15 protein-coding genes and 1 tRNA gene are annotated in these 17,963 nt (G+C 33.2%); 8 read left to right on the top strand and 8 right to left on the bottom strand.

Annotation, left to right across the window (positions count from 1 at the left end; genetic code table 11):
* Nucleotides 1–81 precede the first annotated feature (81 nt).
* The 3 genes from mscL to F6464_RS07975 all read right to left on the bottom strand — a co-directional run bounded on the left by mscL (nt 82) and on the right by F6464_RS07975 (nt 3,617).
* Nucleotides 82–459 (bottom strand): large conductance mechanosensitive channel protein MscL, encoded by a 378-nt coding sequence (gene mscL, locus F6464_RS07985; RefSeq protein ID WP_151107283.1) that lies wholly within the window; start codon nt 457–459, stop codon nt 82–84.
* Between the two features lie 84 nt (nt 460–543).
* Nucleotides 544–2,988, bottom strand: coding sequence for a bifunctional UDP-N-acetylmuramoyl-tripeptide:D-alanyl-D-alanine ligase/alanine racemase (locus tag F6464_RS07980; protein WP_151107282.1), 2,445 nt, complete (start codon nt 2,986–2,988; stop codon nt 544–546).
* A 2-nt stretch (nt 2,989–2,990) separates the two neighbouring features.
* Nucleotides 2,991–3,617, bottom strand: a complete 627-nt coding sequence (locus F6464_RS07975) for a thymidine kinase (protein ID WP_151107281.1) — start codon at nt 3,615–3,617, stop codon at nt 2,991–2,993.
* 236 nt (nt 3,618–3,853) lie between these two features.
* On the opposite strand from F6464_RS07975, the gene F6464_RS07970 reads away from it, so the two are divergent.
* From F6464_RS07970 to F6464_RS07960, 3 genes are all read left to right on the top strand, one after another.
* Nucleotides 3,854–4,804, top strand: coding sequence for a hypothetical protein (locus tag F6464_RS07970; protein ID WP_151107280.1), 951 nt, complete (start codon nt 3,854–3,856; stop codon nt 4,802–4,804).
* Between the two features lie 77 nt (nt 4,805–4,881).
* Nucleotides 4,882–5,586 (top strand): 16S rRNA (cytidine(1402)-2'-O)-methyltransferase, encoded by a 705-nt coding sequence (rsmI, locus tag F6464_RS07965; protein ID WP_151107279.1) that lies wholly within the window; start codon nt 4,882–4,884, stop codon nt 5,584–5,586.
* A gap of 9 nt (nt 5,587–5,595) precedes the next feature.
* Nucleotides 5,596–5,940, top strand: coding sequence for a HopJ type III effector protein (locus tag F6464_RS07960; protein WP_151107278.1), 345 nt, complete (start codon nt 5,596–5,598; stop codon nt 5,938–5,940).
* A 75-nt stretch (nt 5,941–6,015) separates the two neighbouring features.
* Here the strand turns inward: F6464_RS07960 and ade are convergent, their stop codons facing one another.
* Nucleotides 6,016–7,638 (bottom strand): adenine deaminase, encoded by a 1,623-nt coding sequence (gene ade / locus F6464_RS07955; protein WP_151107277.1) that lies wholly within the window; start codon nt 7,636–7,638, stop codon nt 6,016–6,018.
* 167 nt (nt 7,639–7,805) lie between these two features.
* Between ade and recJ the strand changes: the two genes are divergently transcribed.
* The 3 genes from recJ (at nt 7,806) to F6464_RS07940 (ending at nt 15,022) form a co-directional block, all read left to right on the top strand.
* Nucleotides 7,806–9,494: a single-stranded-DNA-specific exonuclease RecJ gene (gene recJ, locus F6464_RS07950; protein ID WP_151107276.1), complete on the top strand. Its 1,689-nt coding sequence runs from the start codon at nt 7,806–7,808 to the stop codon at nt 9,492–9,494.
* A gap of 78 nt (nt 9,495–9,572) precedes the next feature.
* Complete coding sequence (locus tag F6464_RS07945; protein WP_151107275.1) at nt 9,573–13,622, top strand: FG-GAP-like repeat-containing protein; 4,050 nt, start codon at nt 9,573–9,575, stop codon at nt 13,620–13,622.
* 140 nt (nt 13,623–13,762) lie between these two features.
* Nucleotides 13,763–15,022, top strand: a complete 1,260-nt coding sequence (locus F6464_RS07940) for an MFS transporter (RefSeq protein ID WP_151107274.1) — start codon at nt 13,763–13,765, stop codon at nt 15,020–15,022.
* Between the two features lie 30 nt (nt 15,023–15,052).
* Here the strand turns inward: F6464_RS07940 and F6464_RS07935 are convergent, their stop codons facing one another.
* Both F6464_RS07935 and F6464_RS07930 read right to left on the bottom strand, forming a co-directional pair.
* Nucleotides 15,053–15,808, bottom strand: coding sequence for a UDP-2,3-diacylglucosamine diphosphatase (locus F6464_RS07935; protein ID WP_151107273.1), 756 nt, complete (start codon nt 15,806–15,808; stop codon nt 15,053–15,055).
* Between the two features lie 23 nt (nt 15,809–15,831).
* A complete protein-coding gene (locus tag F6464_RS07930) occupies nt 15,832–16,284 on the bottom strand; it encodes a 6-pyruvoyl trahydropterin synthase family protein (protein WP_151107272.1) in 453 nt (150 codons plus the stop codon).
* A gap of 101 nt (nt 16,285–16,385) precedes the next feature.
* Here F6464_RS07930 and F6464_RS07925 point away from each other — a divergent pair.
* Nucleotides 16,386–16,459: transfer RNA gene (locus tag F6464_RS07925), tRNA-Ala, on the top strand.
* A gap of 35 nt (nt 16,460–16,494) precedes the next feature.
* Here the strand turns inward: F6464_RS07925 and F6464_RS07920 are convergent.
* Together F6464_RS07920 and greA are read right to left on the bottom strand one after the other, a co-directional pair.
* Nucleotides 16,495–16,884: an HIT family protein gene (locus tag F6464_RS07920; RefSeq protein ID WP_151107271.1), complete on the bottom strand. Its 390-nt coding sequence runs from the start codon at nt 16,882–16,884 to the stop codon at nt 16,495–16,497.
* A 4-nt stretch (nt 16,885–16,888) separates the two neighbouring features.
* Nucleotides 16,889–17,365, bottom strand: a complete 477-nt coding sequence (gene greA, locus F6464_RS07915; protein WP_151107270.1) for a transcription elongation factor GreA — start codon at nt 17,363–17,365, stop codon at nt 16,889–16,891.
* A gap of 159 nt (nt 17,366–17,524) precedes the next feature.
* Here greA and F6464_RS07910 point away from each other — a divergent pair, with 159 nt between their 5' ends.
* On the top strand, nt 17,525–17,944 hold the full coding sequence (locus tag F6464_RS07910) for a hypothetical protein (protein ID WP_151107269.1): 420 nt from the start codon (nt 17,525–17,527) through the stop codon (nt 17,942–17,944).
* The last annotated feature ends 19 nt before the right edge of the window (nt 17,945–17,963 follow it).

Here is a 17,963-nt window from a genome sequence, read left to right as displayed (position 1 = left end):
AAATAACAAAATGTTATAAATTTAACAAAATAGGAAAACCACGCTTTATACGTGGTTTAGTTAGAATATGTATGTAGCGGATTATTTTTTTAGTAAATCTCTAATTTGAGTTAATAATTCCTCTTGAGAAGGTCCAGCAGGTGCAGCAGGTGCAGCTTCTTCTTTTTTCTTCATGCTGTTAATTGCTTTTACCATAATAAAAATAACAAAAGCAATTACTAGAAAACTAATTACAGCAGCAAGAAATTTACCATACAAAATTCCGCCGTCTGTTTTTAATTCTGCTAAATTTTCTACTTGTGCAGCTTTTAGTGCTGGATTAAGTAAGGCCGGTGTAATAACATCTGCTACTAATGAATTTACGATGGCACCAAAAGCGGCACCAATAATAACTCCAACTGCCAAATCCATTGCATTACCTTTAGCAATAAACTCTTTAAATTCTGAAATCATTCCCATATTTTTTGTTTTAGATTAATATTTAGTTTTAAAGAAATCAAATTTAGTTAAATTTTTAACATATTGTATTTTTAAAATAAAAATTTACTCTCTATAAAAAACACGTTTTACACGTTGCGAAATACTGGTAAGAATTTCATAAGGAATCGTTTTTAGTTTTTCAGCCATATAAATAACCGTTGGGCTTTCTCCGAAAATAATAACAGAATCTCCTTCAAAACAATTTATATTGGTCACATCAACCATCAACATATCCATACAAATACTACCAACAATAGTTGCTTTTTGATTATTTATAGTAACAAAACCAACTCCGTTACCCCAATGTCTTGAAATTCCATCAGCATAACCAATAGGAATTGTGGCAATTTTAGTTGGTTTTTCGGCGACAAATCGTCTTCCGTATCCCACACTTTCTCCAGCATCAATGGTTCTAATTTGCGAAATAATCGATTTTAAAGTCCCTACATTTTCTAACTGTTTTTGTTCTTCGGCATCATTAGAAATACCATAAAGTCCAATGCCTAAACGCACCATATTGTATTGCGCCTGAGAAAAATTACTTATTCCTGAAGTATTTAAAATATGACGAATAGGATTTATTTGTAATGCTGTGATTAATTGTAAAGATAGTTTTTCGAACAAATCTATTTGTGAAAGCGAAAAGGCTTGGTGCTTTACGTCATCGCTAGTGGCCATATGCGATAAAATACTTTTTACAACAACTGCTTTACTTGCTTTTAAAATTAAAATTAATTCCTCTATGTTTTCTTCTTCAAAACCCAAACGATGCATTCCAGTATCGAGTTTGATATGAATAGGGAAATGATACAATTTTTTTTGTTCAGCAATTTTTAAAAATGCTTTTAAGCCTTTTATACTGTAAATTTCAGGTTCCAATTGATGCTGAATAATGGCTTCAAAACTAGAATTCTCAGGATTTAGAACCATTATCGGCAAGTTAATTCCTGAATTTTTCAACGAAATTCCTTCATCTGCAAATGCTACACCCAAATAATCTACTTTATGATGTTCTAATAGTTTCGCAATTTCAAATCCTCCATTTCCATAACCAAAAGCTTTTACCATTACCATGATTTTGGTTTCTGGGTTTAATTTGGCTTTATAAAAATTCAAATTATGACTTATCGCATTTAGATTAATTTCTAGAACTGTTTCATGCGTTTTCTCTTCTAAAGCCGCTACAATTTTTTCGAAGTGAAATGTTCTTGCTCCTTTTATTAAGATAGTTTCATTACTTAAATTTAACTGATTCAAATTAGCAATAAAATCATCAGTATTCTGAAAAGTAGTACAGTTTAAAAATTTACTTTTATATTTCGAAATCGTTTCGCCTATTCCGATTACTCTGTTTATTTTATTAGAAATAATCAATTGTGAAACTCCTGAATATAGGTCTTCATTAGACAAACCGCTTTGAAAAATATCCGATAAAATCAGTGTTTTCTTTTTATATTGCTTTTGACTTTCCAGAAAATCCAAAGCTATTTTTAAGGATTGAAAATCGGAACTGTAACTGTCGTCTATTAAAGTGGTATTGTTTATTCCGTTTTTAAGTTTTAAACGCATTTCTACCGGAAACAATAATTCCATTCGTGTTTCAATAGTTTGATAATCATACTCTAAATAAAGCATAACCATCATGCAATGAATCGCATTTTCTATAGAAGCATCGTCTCGAAAAGGAATTTTAATTTCAAAATGGTTGTTTTGAATCTTTACTTTTAGAATTGTCTTATCTAAAATTGATTTTGTTGTGATAAAAACATCGGCATGATGATCAGTGCAACTCCAAGAAAATGTATCTATTGTAGGATTTAAAAACGAATCAATGGTTTTGTTTTTATTATAAATTAAAACAGAAACATTCTTAAAAAGTTTTAATTTTTCTTTTATTTTTTCACCTATGTTTGAAAAACCTTCATCATGTGCAGAACCTATGTTGGTAAGTATTCCAATTGTGGGTTTGATAATAAACTCTAGTTTTTCCATTTCATTACGAGTAGAAATACCCGCTTCAAAAATTCCGAAATTATGTTTTTCATTTATTGCTAAAACCGACAATGGAACTCCAACTTGCGAATTGTAGCTCTTCGGACTTCGAATGATATTATAATCTGGACTTAACAAAAAGTTCAACCATTCTTTTACTATAGTCTTTCCATTGCTTCCTGTGATTCCAATAATTGGAAAGTGAAACATACTTCTGTAATAAGCCGCAAATATTTGTAGGCTTTTTAAGGTGTCGTCAACTACAAAAAAGCTTGCTTTATCGGCTAGCTCATGAGGAATATGGGTTACAACAAAGTTATGAACTCCTTGAGTAATTAAAGTTGATATATAATCATGTCCGTCATTGTTAGGCCCGACTAATGCAAAAAATAAAGTTTTAGGTCCGTTTTGTAAGGAACGGCTATCAATAGAAATATTCTCAATATTAGTATCCGTACGATTTCCTAACCATTTGGCTTGTATAACGGTGACTATATTTTTAAGATCTAAACTCAAAACTATTTCTTGTTTTTGGCTTTAGATTCGATTTCTTTTTCCTTTTCCTGATTCTCTTTCATCGCATAAAAATAAGCGGCTCTACTTAAAGGCTCATATTCTTCGGTTTCGCCCAGAAGCACTAAATTATCATTTGCTGTTTTTCTAAAACTGTAATTGGCTAAATTTCCTGTGCGAGTACAAACAGCGTGAACCTTGGTTACATATTCAGCGGTTGCCATAAGTGCAGGCATTGGGCCAAAAGGATTGCCTTTAAAATCCATATCTAATCCAGCTACAATAACTCGTATGCCTTGATTGGCTAAATCGTTACAAATTTTAACAATCTCATCGTCAAAAAATTGTGCTTCATCAATGCCAACTACATCGCAGCCTTGAGCTAAAAGTGCAATATTTGCGGCGGCTGGCACTGGAGTAGAGCGTATTTGTGTTGCATCATGCGACACCACCATTTCGTCATGATAACGAGTGTCAATTGTGGGTTTGAAAATTTCTACTTTTTGTTTGGCAAATTGAGCTCTTTTTAGTCTCCGAATCAATTCTTCCGTCTTTCCCGAAAACATCGAACCGCAAATGACCTCAATCCAACCAAATTGTTCTTTATGATTTACTGTATTTTCGAGAAACATTTTGTTTTTTTACTTTAAAATTGAATAGTTTTTATTACTTTGTGACGCAAACAACAGATACAAAAATTTTATACTTTTACATCGTCTCAAAAGTAGAAAATTTTTATCAAATCGAAGATTCAAGAACACTTATTTATAAAATGATATTGTTGCGAATAAAGGTTTCTTTTTACTTTAGGAAATAAACTAGAAATTACACAAAAAAACAAATTGCACATACTATAATTCAATACGTCATGAAAAAAAAGCTAGAAGCTGATTTAATAAGCATTGCTCACAGAATTTTAAAGTTAAAAAACAAATCAGAGTTGGTTCAATTGCATCAAGAAACTCAAAAATTATATGAGAAATTATCTGTTTTACTTTTTGTAGAAGAAAATTTTGGTGATGTAAAACCAACTATTGGTTACACAGAAATTGAGGAAAAATTAGAAGTTGCTTTTGAATCTCCTATTGAAACCATTAAAGAAGAAGTAAATTCTATAATTGAGCCTGTTACTGAAACCATTGAAGAAGTTGAAACTTTAGAAAATGAAATAGAATCTAAAATTGAAGAAGAAATCAAGGAAGAACCAATTGTTGTTATTCATGAAGCCATTGATATAGAAGAAATACAAGAGGAAACTATTACAGAATTAGAAGAAGAAAAACAAGAAATATCTGAACCTATTGCAACAGAAGAGCCGGCATTTAAACCCGCTTTTGAATTGGCTTTTGATTCTAAAACAGAAGAAATAAAAGAAATTAAAAGTAAAGATTCTCAGATTTCTTTTGACGATTTATTAGGTGCCGATTATGTAGATCCCGTTTTTGTAAAACCAGAAGAATTACAAAAAGAAGCAAAATTACAACCTGAAAATGTTATTCCCATAAGTAGGAGTTATTCTGAAAACTCACCCGTAATTGCTCTTAATAAAATAGAAGATTATAAAACTATTTCTTTAAATGACAGACTTTCTAAAGGAATTACTATCGGATTAAACGATAGAATTGCTTTTATGAAACATCTTTTCGCAAACAGTAGTGAAGAATACAATAGAGTTTTGAATCAGTTAATTACATTCGATACTTTTCAGGAAGCCCAATCCTTTATTGACAATATGGTGAAACCAGATTATAACAACTGGGAAGGCAAAGACGAATATGCTGAACGATTTATGGAAATTTTAGAGAAAAAATTCTCCTAAACACAACAACAATTTAACAAACACGAATTTTACCTATTTGCAAAAAGGAGTAAAATTCGTGTTTCAATTTTAGGGCTATGTCAAAATTATTTATTGTTCCTACGCCTATAGGCAATCTCGAAGATATGACTTTTCGAGCGATTCGCATTCTCAAAGAAGTCGATTTGATTTTGGCGGAAGATACCCGAACCAGCGGAAAACTTTTAAAGCATTTCGAGATTGGCACGCACATGCACAGTCATCACATGCATAATGAGCATAAAACCATTGAAAATTTAATTTCTAGATTAAAAGCAGGAGAAACAATAGCTCTGATTTCGGATGCGGGAACCCCAGCTATTTCCGACCCTGGATTTTTATTAACTAGAGCTTGTGTCGAAAACAAAATTGAAGTAGAATGTTTACCAGGAGCAACGGCATTTGTCCCTGCATTGGTCAATAGCGGTTTGCCAAATGATAGGTTTGTATTTGAAGGTTTTTTGCCTGAAAAAAAGGGAAGACAAACCCGATATTTAGCTTTAGCCGAAGAAACTCGGACCATAATTTTATATGTTTCTCCTCATAAATTGGTTAAAACTTTAGCAGAATTCATTACTTATTTTGGCGAGGATCGACAAATTTGTGTTTCTCGTGAATTATCTAAACTACATGAAGAAAATGTGAGAGGAACTGCAATAGAAGTGCTGACTCATTTTGAAAATAAACCTCCAAAAGGAGAAATTGTGGTTGTGATTGGCGGGAAAGCAGTAACAAAAGAAAACAAAAAACAATCTGAATTATAATTCAAACTAATGAGTATTCATTCCTTTTTACAAAAAGTAAAACAAACTCCCAAGGAGATACAATTCTCTGAAACCATTGCTGTAATTGAAGAACATTACGATTTTACCCCAACAGCATTCCAGAATGGTTTACAACATAATAGTGTTGGTGAAAACTCAGGCTCTTGTAAACTATTTGCTTTTGCTAAATTACAAAATTTATCTCAAGAAGAAACTTTATCTTGTTTTGGAGCCCTTTACTATGATGAAGTATTAGGAAACACAGAAGGGACAAACCACCAAAACATTCGAAATTTTATGAAAACTGGATGGAATGGAATTCAATTTGAAGGAGAGGCTTTGACTTTGAAATAAAAAAATTCAACCACAGATTAAAAGAATTTTTACTAATTTTCTTTATACTTTGCGCATTCTTCTTGAACTGCGTGATTAAATAACTTCCAAATCTACAAAAGAAAAGGTATTTCCACTAAATAATCCTTTATCTGATAATTTCAAATCGGGAATAACCAAAAGTGCCATGAAGGAAAGTGTCATAAAAGGCGCTCTTAAATTGCTTCCCAATGCTTTTGCCATCGCATCAATTTCCTCGTATAATTTTCCAGTTTCCCAACCATCTTTGTCGCTGATAATTCCGGCAACGGGAAGCGCTAAGGATTTGTTTTCAGCACCATTTACTGCGCAAATTCCGCCCGTGTTTTTAATGATAAGATTCACAGCATTGCAAATTTCTTCGTCAGAAGTTCCTACAACCACAATATTATGACAATCGTGTGCCACAGAACTGGCAATAGCTCCTTTTTTTAATCCGAAGTTTTTGATGAAGGCAACAGCTGGTTTTGTATTTTGATAGCGATTGACAACCGCCATTTTTAGAATGTCATTTTTTACATCAGAAATGATTTTGCCGTTTTCGAGTAAGGATTCATGATGAATTTCGTTAGTAATCAATTGTCCTTCTAAAGCTTCAATAACTCGAATTGTTTTGGCATTACTGGGGATTTCAAAATCAGTTATTGTTTTAGATGTAATATTAAAATTATTTGGTGTTTCAAACGGGACATGTTTTACAAATGACTGCCCATTTTCAGCAACTAATTCTCCGTCAATATAGGTCTGAATAATATTAAAGTTGGTTAAATCTTCCACCACAATAAAATCGGCAGCATCATTTTCTTTTAATAAGCCTACATTCATTTTATAATGATGAACTGGATTGACACAAGCGGCTTGCAATACTTTAAAAACATCCATCCCTATAGCCACAGCGCGAGCACAAAGTAAATTAATGTGTCCCACAATTAAATCGTCAGGATGTTTGTCGTCTGAACAAAACATCATGTTTTCATAATGTTCCGGAAGCAAATCAATCAGAGCATTGAAGTTTTTTGCTGCGCTTCCTTCGCGAATAATTACTTTCATTCCGAGACTTAATTTTTCCTGAGCTTCATCAAAAGTGAAACATTCATGATCTGTTGTAATTCCAGCAGAAATATATTTTTTTACATTTTCACCACGCAATCCTGGTGCATGTCCATCTATTGGTTTGCCAAAATGTTTTGCCCATTGTATTTTCTTCAGAACCTCTTCATCGTCAAACAAAACACCAGGATAATTCATCATTTCGGCCAAATAATAAATATCTGGTGAAGCCATTAACTCTTTAATTCCTTCAGAATCGATAATTGCTCCCGCTGTTTCAAATGAAGTAGCAGGAACACATGAAGGCGCACCAAAATGAAATTTCAGCGGCACTTTTTTACTGTTTTCAATCATATAATATACTCCGTCTTTACCCAAAACATTTGCAATTTCGTGCGGGTCAGAAATAGTAGCTACGGTTCCGTGAAGTACCGCCAATTTTGCAAATTCAGAAGGAACCAACATAGAACTTTCAATATGAATATGCGCATCGATAAATCCAGGAAGTATATAATTTTTCACTTCATGATTTTTCTCAACTATGGCAATGATTTTTCCGTTTTCGACAGCGATTTCCCCTGAATAAATGCGACGGTTTATAATATCTACAATTTGTCCTTGAATTTGCATTGTGAATTGATTTTATGTTTCTAATAAAAAAGAATTTGGAGGTACAAGAAACGAATTATTTCTGGATTTATAAATTCAATGTTCATAATTTATTAGTAATGAACTCCATTTTAAAAAATAATAGTAAATTTGAATTTCATTTTATACACCATACAAAATTTTAATTTATGCGCTGGACTATCAAACCCACTCCCGAATTCGAAAAAATAAAAACGCTGTCTGAAGCATTACAAGTGGATCACTTAATTGCGCAATTGCTTTTGCAACGAGGCATTGAAACCTATGAAGAAGCCCGACAATTTTTTCGCCCTAAATTAACTGATTTACACCATCCATACTTAATGAAAGATATGGATAAAGCAGTACAACGAATTGAAAAAGCGATTGCAAATCAAGAAAACATTCTCGTTTTTGGCGATTATGATGTCGACGGAACGACAGCTGTATCATTAGTTTCTTCGTATTTAAAAACCTATTACCCTAACGTTGCCACTTATATTCCCGACCGCTATGATGAGGGTTATGGGATTTCTTTTAAAGGAATTGACTTTGCCGATGATAATGATTTTTCGCTGATTATTGCCTTAGATTGTGGTATAAAATCAATAAATCATGTGGCCTACGCTAAAGAACGAAATATTGATTTTATCATCTGCGATCATCACCGACCAGGAGCAGTTTTGCCAGATGCTATTGCTGTTTTGGATCCAAAAAGAGATGATTGCAATTATCCGTATGACGAATTATGTGGTTGTGGTGTTGGTTTTAAATTGATTCAGGCTTTAGGTGAAAATAGAGGACAAACCATTGATGATTTAGTTGCGTATTTAGATTTGGTTGCGACGGCTATTGCTGCCGATATTGTACCAATGTCAGGTGAAAATAGGATTCTAGCCTATTTTGGATTACAAGTAATTAATGCCGAACCTAGACCAGGAATCAAAGCGTTAATCTTTCAGATAAAGAAAAAGATTTTAGATATAACCGATGTGGTTTTTATCATTGCTCCACGAATAAATGCCGCAGGAAGAATCAAACACGGGAATCATGCGGTTGAATTGTTAACCGAATTTGATTTTGAACAAGCACAACAATTTGCAAGTGAAATTGAGAAATACAATTCGGATAGAAAAGATTTAGACAAACAAATTACCAAAGAAGCACTACAACAAATTGAGGAAAATCAAGAGAAAGAGCGATTCACAACAGTGGTTTTTCAAGAAGATTGGCACAAAGGCGTTATTGGCATTGTAGCTTCTCGATTGATAGAAACGTATTATAGACCAACATTGGTTTTTACTAAAAGTGGCGATAAATATGCCGCTTCGGCACGATCTGTAAAAGGATTTGATATATATAATGCCTTGGAGGCTTGTTCGGAACATTTAGAACAATTTGGAGGACACATGTATGCGGCAGGAATGACATTGGCAGCAGAAAAGTATGAAGATTTCAAAGCCTCTTTTGAAAAGGTGGTACAAGAAACCATTCATCCCGATTTATTAACTCCAGAAATTTCGATTGATGCTGAGATTGATTTTATTGATATCACCCCTAAACTTTTTAGGATTTTAAAACAATTTGAGCCTTTTGGCCCACAAAACATGACTCCAGTTTTTTTGACAAAAAATGTAAAAGATACTGGTTACGGAAAACCATTAGGACAAGATAATGAACATTTAAAACTATTTGTAAAGCAAAATAATTCCGAGGGAATTGCTGCAATTGGTTTTGGATTAGGAATGAAATTCGACAGAGTGAAAAATCAAAATTCATTTGACATTATATATTGTATTGATGAAAATGAGTATAATGACAAAATTTCAGTTCAGTTGAAAGCAAAAGACATAAATTAATTTTATCACAAAATTTTAAAATAATCACAGTAATAATTAAATTAATATATTTGTTTTTATTTTTTAAAATTTATGTGAATGAAAAAATATTTTGCCTTTAGTTTTTATTGTTTAGTTCTTAGTTTATTGCTTTTTGATACTAATGTATTTGCTCAAACTTTAGAACGAATTGAAACAATTTCAGGATTATCAAAATTAGAAAATAATAATGGTGTTGCAGCTGCTGATTATGATTTAGATGGTGATTTAGATATTTTTGTTGTGGCTAAAGATAGAGATGATAATAATGATGAAAAATCTCATAGTCGTTTATTTCGCAATAACAATGATGGTTCTTTTACCGATGTAACAAACATTTCTGGTTTAGTTAATCTTTTACCAAAACTTGATGACATTCCTAATTGTGAGGCCTTAGATGGATATAAATTTGGTGTTTATTGGGGAGACTATGATAACGATGGGTATCCCGATTTGTTTTTTACAAATTTCAATGATGTTCAACTTTTTCATAATAAAAAAAACGGAACGTTTTCAGATGTTACCCTTCTTGCGGGAATTAACAAAACTACTACCTGTATCAATACTGGGGCAACGTGGGTCGATTATAATAACGACAGCTTTCTAGATCTTTTTATTTGTGATTGGAAAGGTTGTGGAGGAAATACTTTATACAAGAACAATGGAGATGGTACTTTTCAAAATGTTACTACTAGTACAAAAATAGATCAATATCCAAGCTTACATAGTTATACTATGTTTCCCTTTGACTTCAATAATGATGGATGGATAGATTTCTACACCACTAATGACTTTGGAGAATCAAACTCCTTATTACTAAATGAAAATGGGAACACTTTTATCGAAAAAGCTAGTGATTATGGCATAGACCATAAAAGTACCGATATGGGAATTACCATAGGAGATTATGATTTAGATGGAAATTTTGATTTTTTTATAACCGCAACAAGTACTGCTTCATACTATCCAAATGCTTTATATAATAATAACGGCGATACTACTTTTAAAAATGCTGCCAAAGAATTAAATGTTGAGTTTTCTGGTTGGGGTTGGGGTTGCCGTTTTTCTGATTTTGATTTAGATGGCGATGAAGATTTATTTGTTGTAAATGGCTTTAAAGTTTTACCACAAAGTCAAAAGAATGCATATTTCAAAAACCTACACAAAGAAGGTCAAAAATCACTTATAAACATAAGTTCTGACCTTGGACTAAATGAGTTCACAAGGAGTACCGAAGTCCTTGATTTTGATTATGATAATGATGGAGATTTAGATATTTATGTAACCAATACAGATAGCAAGTCATTTTTCTATGAAAATAAAACTTTGACTGCTAATCAAACCAGTGATTTAGCATGGTTAAAAGTTTCATTACTAGGCACTATTTCTAATAAAGATGCAATTGGCACAAAACTTTCAGTTACTACTAACGAAGGAACCATTATTAGGTATTATAATGGCGTTGGTATGTTATCGCAAAGCTTAAAACCCGTACATTTTGGTTTAAATAAAGCAACAACAATTAACGAATTAAAAATTACTTGGCCTTCAGGTATTGTAGATGTTTTTACCAATTTACCCATTAATAAAGCCTTAAGATTCACCGAAGCGCAGCAAGGATATGAAACATTGAATTCTTCTCCAAGTGCTAAAATATATGGTTGTACCGACCCGAGTTCTTGTAAATATAATCCTCTGGCTACTGCAAATGATAATAGTTGTTATCTTGAATCTTCAAATGTAATATCAGGCTCTATAGATTCTGGATTTAATTCCATTGAATCCTACAACTATCCAATAGAAAATAATGCAGAGGCTATTTGGACTGTTGAAGGAGGAAAAATACTAAGTGGACAAGGTACAGGTTCAATTACTGTAAAATGGAAAATTGAGTCTAATGGAAAAATAAAAGTACAAGAAAAGATCAATAATTGTGTCGTTTCTACTACAGAATTAAATGTTAATCTGAATGTCAAAAACGCTCCAGAAAACATTTCGGTGGCTAGAATATGGAATGAAGCTTTACTCGCGGCCATAAGAAAAGATTTTGCACGACCTACAGTACATGCTCGAAACTTATTTCACACTGCTATTGCATTATATGATAGTTGGGCCATTTATGATACTAAAGCAAGTCCTTATTTAATGGGCAATACCTTAAACGGATTTCAAAGTACTTTAAACGAATTTACTGCAAACGAAAATAAAGCAGATGCCGTAAATAAAACCATGAGTTATGCCGCATACCGATTATTAAACTTTCGTTTTTTGAATTCTCCTGGAGCTGTAAAAAGTAGAGCTCGATTCGATATGATTATGAATCAACTAGGATATGACATTAACAACACATCAGAAGATTACGAAACAGGAGATGCAGCAGCTTTAGGAAATTACATCGGACAAACATTAATCAATTATGGTTTACTCGATGGTTCAAATGAAGTAAATAGTTATAAAAATATATTTTATAAACCAATTAATCCGCCACTTGATTTAGATTTAGTAGGACAAGGAACAGGTATATTAAATTGTAATCGTTGGCAGCCATTAAGTTTTAATACCTTTATAGACCAAAGCGGAAATATTATACCAGGCACGACTCCCTCTTTTTTAAGTGCTGAATGGGGGAAAGTATTTCCATTTGCTTTGAAAGATAAAAAAATAGTGCAACGTGACGGTTATAATTATACCGTTTACCATCAACCCAATTTGCCACCCCAATTAGATATAAATACACAAACAGAGTCCGGCAATCAATACAAATGGAATTTTAGACTTGTCTCCAAATGGAGTTCTCACTTAGATGCTTCAGATGGTGTATCAATAGATATTTCACCAAAATCTCTTGGAAACATCGATTTTGAATCTTTACCAAAATCCCCAGCTGATTACCCTAATTTTTATGATGAAAATGAAGGAGGAGATATTGGAAAGGGGTATAGTATAAATCCTGCAACAGGACAGCCCTACCAAACGCAAATGGTTCCAAGAGGAGATTATGCTAGAGTATTAGCAGAATTTTGGGCCGATGGCCCTGATTCTGAAACACCACCAGGACATTGGTTTTCTATTTTAAATTATGCAAGTGATCATCCCCAATTTGTAAAAAAATTCAATGGTAAAGGTGACGTTTTATCTCCATTAGAATGGGATGTTAAAGCCTATTTTATATTAGGCGGAGCTGTTCATGATGCAGCTGTTACTGCATGGGGTATTAAAGGTTGGGCTGATTATATCAGACCCATTTCGGCTATTCGTTATATGTGTGAATTAGGACAAAGTACTGATCCAAGTTTACCAAACTACCATATAGGAGGGATTCAACTAGATCCAGGTTTTGTAGAGTTAGTTAAAGAAGGTGACCCTTTAAGTGGTTTAAATAATATTAATGTTGGAAAAATAAAATTAAAAGCCTGGATAGGACACGACGCCATCAAAAATGCGGCAACCGATGTAGCAGGTGTAGGTTGGATATTAGGTGAAAACTGGTGGCCATACCAAAGACCTTCATTTGTTACTCCTCCTTTTGCCGGATTTATTTCTGGTCATTCTACTTTTTCAAGAGCAGCTGCCGAAGTAATGACACTTATAACAGGTGATAAATATTTCCCTGGGGGTATGTCCGAATTTAAGGCCCCTAAAAATGACTTTTTGGTTTTTGAAAAAGGTCCAAGTCAAGACATCTTTTTACAATGGGCAACTTATCAGGATGCTTCAGATCAATGCAGTCTTTCTAGAATTTGGGGTGGAATTCATCCCCCAGCAGATGATATTCCAGGACGATTAATTGGTAAAGAAATTGGAATTGAAGCTTATAATTTTGCTATTCCCTATTTTGATTCAGCCTTGTCTAATACAAGATTCCAAAAGGATAAAGAGATTTTATTGTATCCTAATCCTGTAACTCAAAGTGAAATTTATATTGCTAACACTTCGAAAACAGATGAAATAAAAGTCTTTGACATGCAAGGAAGAGTAATACAAATCGAAAGTAAATCTTTTGATGTGCAAACAAGTACTTCACACGTTAATTTATCAAAAAATACCGCAACCGGAATGTATCTATTAAAAGTAAATGCTTTATCTAAAATTATTTTAGTGAAGAATTAAATTATAAAACACATCTAAAAGAGGGACGAAATAAATGGATTATTTACGTCCCTCTCTTTTTATTATAACTATCAAAGCACAAAAATTAAAAAGATTACTTTTTAAAATTATCTTTGTTGTATCGATAAAAAACTAATTAAATGAAAAAAAACGATCCGTATTCTGCCTTACGTTACAGAGAATTTAATGTGTTTTTATTGTTGCGTTTTACTATGGTTTTTGCTTGGTCGATGCAATTTATAGTCATAGAATGGGTGGTGTATAGTTTAACTAAAAACCCTCTTTCTCTGGGAATTATTGGATTAATGGAAGTCATTCCAGCTATAGGTATGGCTTTATTCGCTGGACATTTTGTAGATCAAAATGAAAAGAAAGGAATGCTTCTGAAATGTATTTTGGCTTTTTCGATAATAAGCTTAGGCTTGTATTTTTTAACCCTGCCTTCTATTACAGCTAAGCATTCAACAGAATTAATTTTGTATAGCATTTATACTTTAGTTTTCCTTGGAGGATTAGTAAGAGCTTTTTTAGGACCTACGATATTTTCACTTTTATCCTTAATTGTTCCTAAAAAAGAATATTCGAATGCGGCAACATGGAGCAGTTCGGTTTGGCAAATGGGTGCTGTTTTAGGACCCGCTTTGGCTGGGTTTTCTATTAATTGGATTGGGGTACATGGCTCGATGAGTTTCGTTTTCGGATGTTCTGTTTTGTCTTTAATTTTTTTGTCACAAATCGGAATAAAACCAATTTTGAATCCAAAAATTGGAGAACCCATTATGGATAGTCTTAAAGAAGGTGTAAAATTCGTATATCATAATAAAACCATTTTAGGAGCTTTGTCTCTTGATATGGTGGCAGTGCTTTTTGGTGGGGCTGTGGCGTTGTTGCCGATTTTCGCTCAAGATATTTTGAAAGTGGGCCCTGAAGGATTTGGTATTTTAAGAGCAGCGCCAGCGGTAGGCGCTTTTATCACTATGTTTATCACTGCTTATGTTCCTTTGAATAAGAATGCCGGAATGAAATTATTAATCTCCATTTTCTTATTTGGCGTTTGTATAATTGTGTTTGGTTTATCCACTATTTTTTGGCTGTCAGTTTTTGCATTATTTATGAGTGGAGTTGTTGATGGGATTTCGGTGGTGATTCGTCAAACAATTTTGCAACTCAAAACACCAGATTCTATGCGAGGTCGTGTAGCTGCGGTAAATTCCATATTTGTAGGTTCGTCTAACGAGTTGGGAGCTTTTGAAAGTGGCTTGACGGCTAAATTGATGGGGACCGTAACGGCAGTTGTTTTTGGTGGAAGTATGACGCTTTTGATTTTGCTGGCTACTGGATTCTTTTCTCCATCGTTTAGAAATTTGGATTTACAGAAAGATGTGGAGGAGAATGGGTAGTAATTTTAATCTTTCAGCTAAAAAAATCTATTACAGATGCTTTTTCAACTCAAAAGTCTTTCCATCGAAAACACCATAAGTGAAATAACCTATCCAGTCACCAAGATTAACATATTCGGAGTTTTTCCCAACTGCGAGTTTCATAGGTAAATGACGGTGTCCGAAAATAAAGTAATTGTAATGTTTGGTTGCGAGTTTGCGTTTAGAGTAGAGCACGAGCCATTCGTTTTCTTCTCCAAGAAATTTTACGTCATCGGCTCCTGAAATAAGTTTGTTTTTTACAGATAGATATTGAGCTAGTTTTACACCAATATCTGGATGAAGCCATCGGAACAACGTTTTGGAGAACGGATTGGTAAACACTTTTTTCATGCGCTTATAGCCTTTGTCGGCTGGTCCTTTTCCGTCTCCATGACCTATTAGGAAGGTTTTTCCGTTAAAAGTAAATTCTTTGTTATCGTGGTATACGGGAATATTGAGTTCTTTTTCAAAGTAATCGGACATCCACAAATCATGGTTTCCTACAAAAAAATAAATAAGAATACCGCTGTCACGAATTTCTGCAAGTTTACCTAAAACACGCACGAATCCTTTTGGAACAACGGTTTTGTATTCGAACCAAAAATCGAATAAATCTCCTAATAAAAAAACAGCCTCAGCATCAGCTTTTATTTCGTCAAGCCAAGCTACGAATTTTTGTTCTCTAGGAAAACTCAATTCGGGTGTTGGAGCTCCAAAATGCTGGTCGGAAGCGAAGTATATTTTTTTGTTGTTAGCTAATTGCATAAGGATAATGTAGTGCTTTTAGATTATAAATTATCAGAGGCATACCATTCAGCGAATGAGGTATCAGTCTCTTGTAATTTTAGAGAATGAAGTTTAATAACCTCTGGCAATCGACTTATAATTTTTTTAGCAAAATCAATAACCATATTCTCGCTTGTTGGCTGATAATCTACTAATATTACATGATGCCCACGAGATTTTAATTCGTTAGCTAGCTCAATATGAGGAGTTGTTTCGTTGAAAACGGTAGCATGATCAAACTGATCGACAATTTCTTCTTTTACAATTTTTTTTAAATCTGAGAAATCTATTACCATACCAAACTTTACATTGGCCCTGTCTATAATAGGCTTTCCAATTACGGTAACGGACAATTTATAACTATGACCATGAACATTTTTGCATTTTCCATCATATCCATATAAAGCGTGTCCAGTCTCGAAACTAAATTGTTTGGTGATTCTAATGTTGCTCATTGTAATGATTTTGGTGCAAATTTAGTGAATAGAAATGATTCTATTTTGAATTTTATAATTTGCTTTTTTAAAACGAAAAAAATGTATATTTGCCTCGCAATGGGGGATTAGCTCATTTGGCTAGAGCGCTTGCCTGGCAGGCAAGAGGTGGTCGGTTCGAATCCGATATTCTCCACAAAAAAACGCAACAATTAAAGTGTTGCGTTTTTTTTATAAGTAATCTTGAATTTTCTTTGCTAAAGCTTCAAATTCTTCTTTTTTTAATTTTACTTTGTTCTGAAAACGCATTTCGTCCATTTCGTTAAGCGGAATTAGATGTACATGAGCATGGGGCACTTCAAGTCCTATTACTGCCATTCCTACTCTTTTGCAAGGGACTGCTTTTTCTAGTGCAATTGCCACTTTCTTAGAAAATTGCATCAAAGCCAAATACTTTTCATCTTCTATATCAAAAATCTTATCAATTTCGGTTTTAGGAATGCATAGGGTGTGTCCTTTTGCGTTTGGATTTACATCTAAAAAAGCTAAAAAGTTGTCGTCTTCGGTGATTTTATAACAAGGAATTTCTCCGTTTACTATTTTTGTAAAAATACTTGACATTGTATTAATCTCTAGAAATTTCTAAAACTTCAAATTTTAAAACGCCATTTGGCACTGTTATTTCTGCAATATCGCCAACTGATTTTCCTAGTAAGCCTCTACCAATTGGTGATGTTACCGAAATTTTTCCTGCTTTTAAATCGGCTTCGCTTTCTGCTACCAACGAATATTTCATTTCCATTCCGTTTGCCTGATTTTTAATTTTAACATTAGACAAAACTAATACTTTTGAAACATCAAGATGTGTTTCATCAATAAGCCTTGCATTAGAATGTACTTCTTCTAATTTAGCAATTCGCATCTCTAGCATTCCTTGTGCTTCTTTTGCGGCATCGTATTCTGCATTTTCCGATAAATCGCCTTTGTCTCTTGCTTCTGCTATATCTTGAGATGCTTTAGGCCGCATCACGCTCTTTAAATAGTCTAATTCTTCTCTTAATTTTTTTAATCCTTCTGCTGTGTAATAAGATACTGCGCTCATAATTTCCTCGTTTATATAAATAGAAAAAATCCCATCGGGACGGGATTCGTAGTTACAAATATACATTATTTTTTTATAATTTTAAAATTATATGTTAATCCTATTCAAACCAAAGTGAAATAATTTAAATTTGTTTGTGTTATTACTTATATTCTATAAATGAAAAACTATTTATTTTACATATTAAGTCTAGTTGTACTAATTGGATGCTCAAGAGATTCGGTTCGAAACAACAATCCTTATATTCCAAGTTATAATTTTTCATATATAATAAACCTGAATTTAAATACTCCGTTGACTATTCCTATAAACCCTGTTGTTTTAACAGAGCCTTCGGGAATTAGTATGATAGTTATGAAAATTACAGATAATGATTATCGGGCGTGGAATGCCAATTGCCCTAATCATGCGCTTAGTTCTTGCTCAAAATTAATCATAAAAGAGGACAAAGTAAACGCTAAATGCACTTGCGAAAATTACGAATACAGCTTATTTACAGGTGTTGGCACAGCGAAATACACTATGATTCCTTATCAAGTAGAAGTATTAGGAAATAATTCGATTCGAGTTTTTAATTAAAAAACCGAAAGCCTGAAAA

The organism is Flavobacterium luteum (assembly GCF_008806775.1).
Lineage (GTDB): Bacteria > Bacteroidota > Bacteroidia > Flavobacteriales > Flavobacteriaceae > Flavobacterium > Flavobacterium luteum.
The sequence above is the reverse complement of the archived record's forward strand: the minus strand, read 5'-3'. Positions and strand labels throughout refer to the sequence as shown.

Coding starts and splice junctions, on each gene's coding strand:
- F6464_RS07940 (WP_151107274.1), top strand. CDS start 13,763: ATGAAAAAAAACGATCCGTATTCTGCCTTACGTTACAGAGAATTTAAT.
- rsmI (WP_151107279.1), top strand. CDS start 4,882: ATGTCAAAATTATTTATTGTTCCTACGCCTATAGGCAATCTCGAAGAT.
- F6464_RS07970 (WP_151107280.1), top strand. CDS start 3,854: ATGAAAAAAAAGCTAGAAGCTGATTTAATAAGCATTGCTCACAGAATT.
- greA (WP_151107270.1), bottom strand. CDS start 17,365: ATGAGCGCAGTATCTTATTACACAGCAGAAGGATTAAAAAAATTAAGA.
- recJ (WP_151107276.1), top strand. CDS start 7,806: ATGCGCTGGACTATCAAACCCACTCCCGAATTCGAAAAAATAAAAACG.
- mscL (WP_151107283.1), bottom strand. CDS start 459: ATGGGAATGATTTCAGAATTTAAAGAGTTTATTGCTAAAGGTAATGCA.
- F6464_RS07910 (WP_151107269.1), top strand. CDS start 17,525: ATGAAAAACTATTTATTTTACATATTAAGTCTAGTTGTACTAATTGGA.
- F6464_RS07920 (WP_151107271.1), bottom strand. CDS start 16,884: ATGTCAAGTATTTTTACAAAAATAGTAAACGGAGAAATTCCTTGTTAT.
- F6464_RS07935 (WP_151107273.1), bottom strand. CDS start 15,808: ATGCAATTAGCTAACAACAAAAAAATATACTTCGCTTCCGACCAGCAT.
- ade (WP_151107277.1), bottom strand. CDS start 7,638: ATGCAAATTCAAGGACAAATTGTAGATATTATAAACCGTCGCATTTAT.
- F6464_RS07960 (WP_151107278.1), top strand. CDS start 5,596: ATGAGTATTCATTCCTTTTTACAAAAAGTAAAACAAACTCCCAAGGAG.
- F6464_RS07930 (WP_151107272.1), bottom strand. CDS start 16,284: ATGAGCAACATTAGAATCACCAAACAATTTAGTTTCGAGACTGGACAC.
- F6464_RS07945 (WP_151107275.1), top strand. CDS start 9,573: ATGAAAAAATATTTTGCCTTTAGTTTTTATTGTTTAGTTCTTAGTTTA.
- F6464_RS07975 (WP_151107281.1), bottom strand. CDS start 3,617: ATGTTTCTCGAAAATACAGTAAATCATAAAGAACAATTTGGTTGGATT.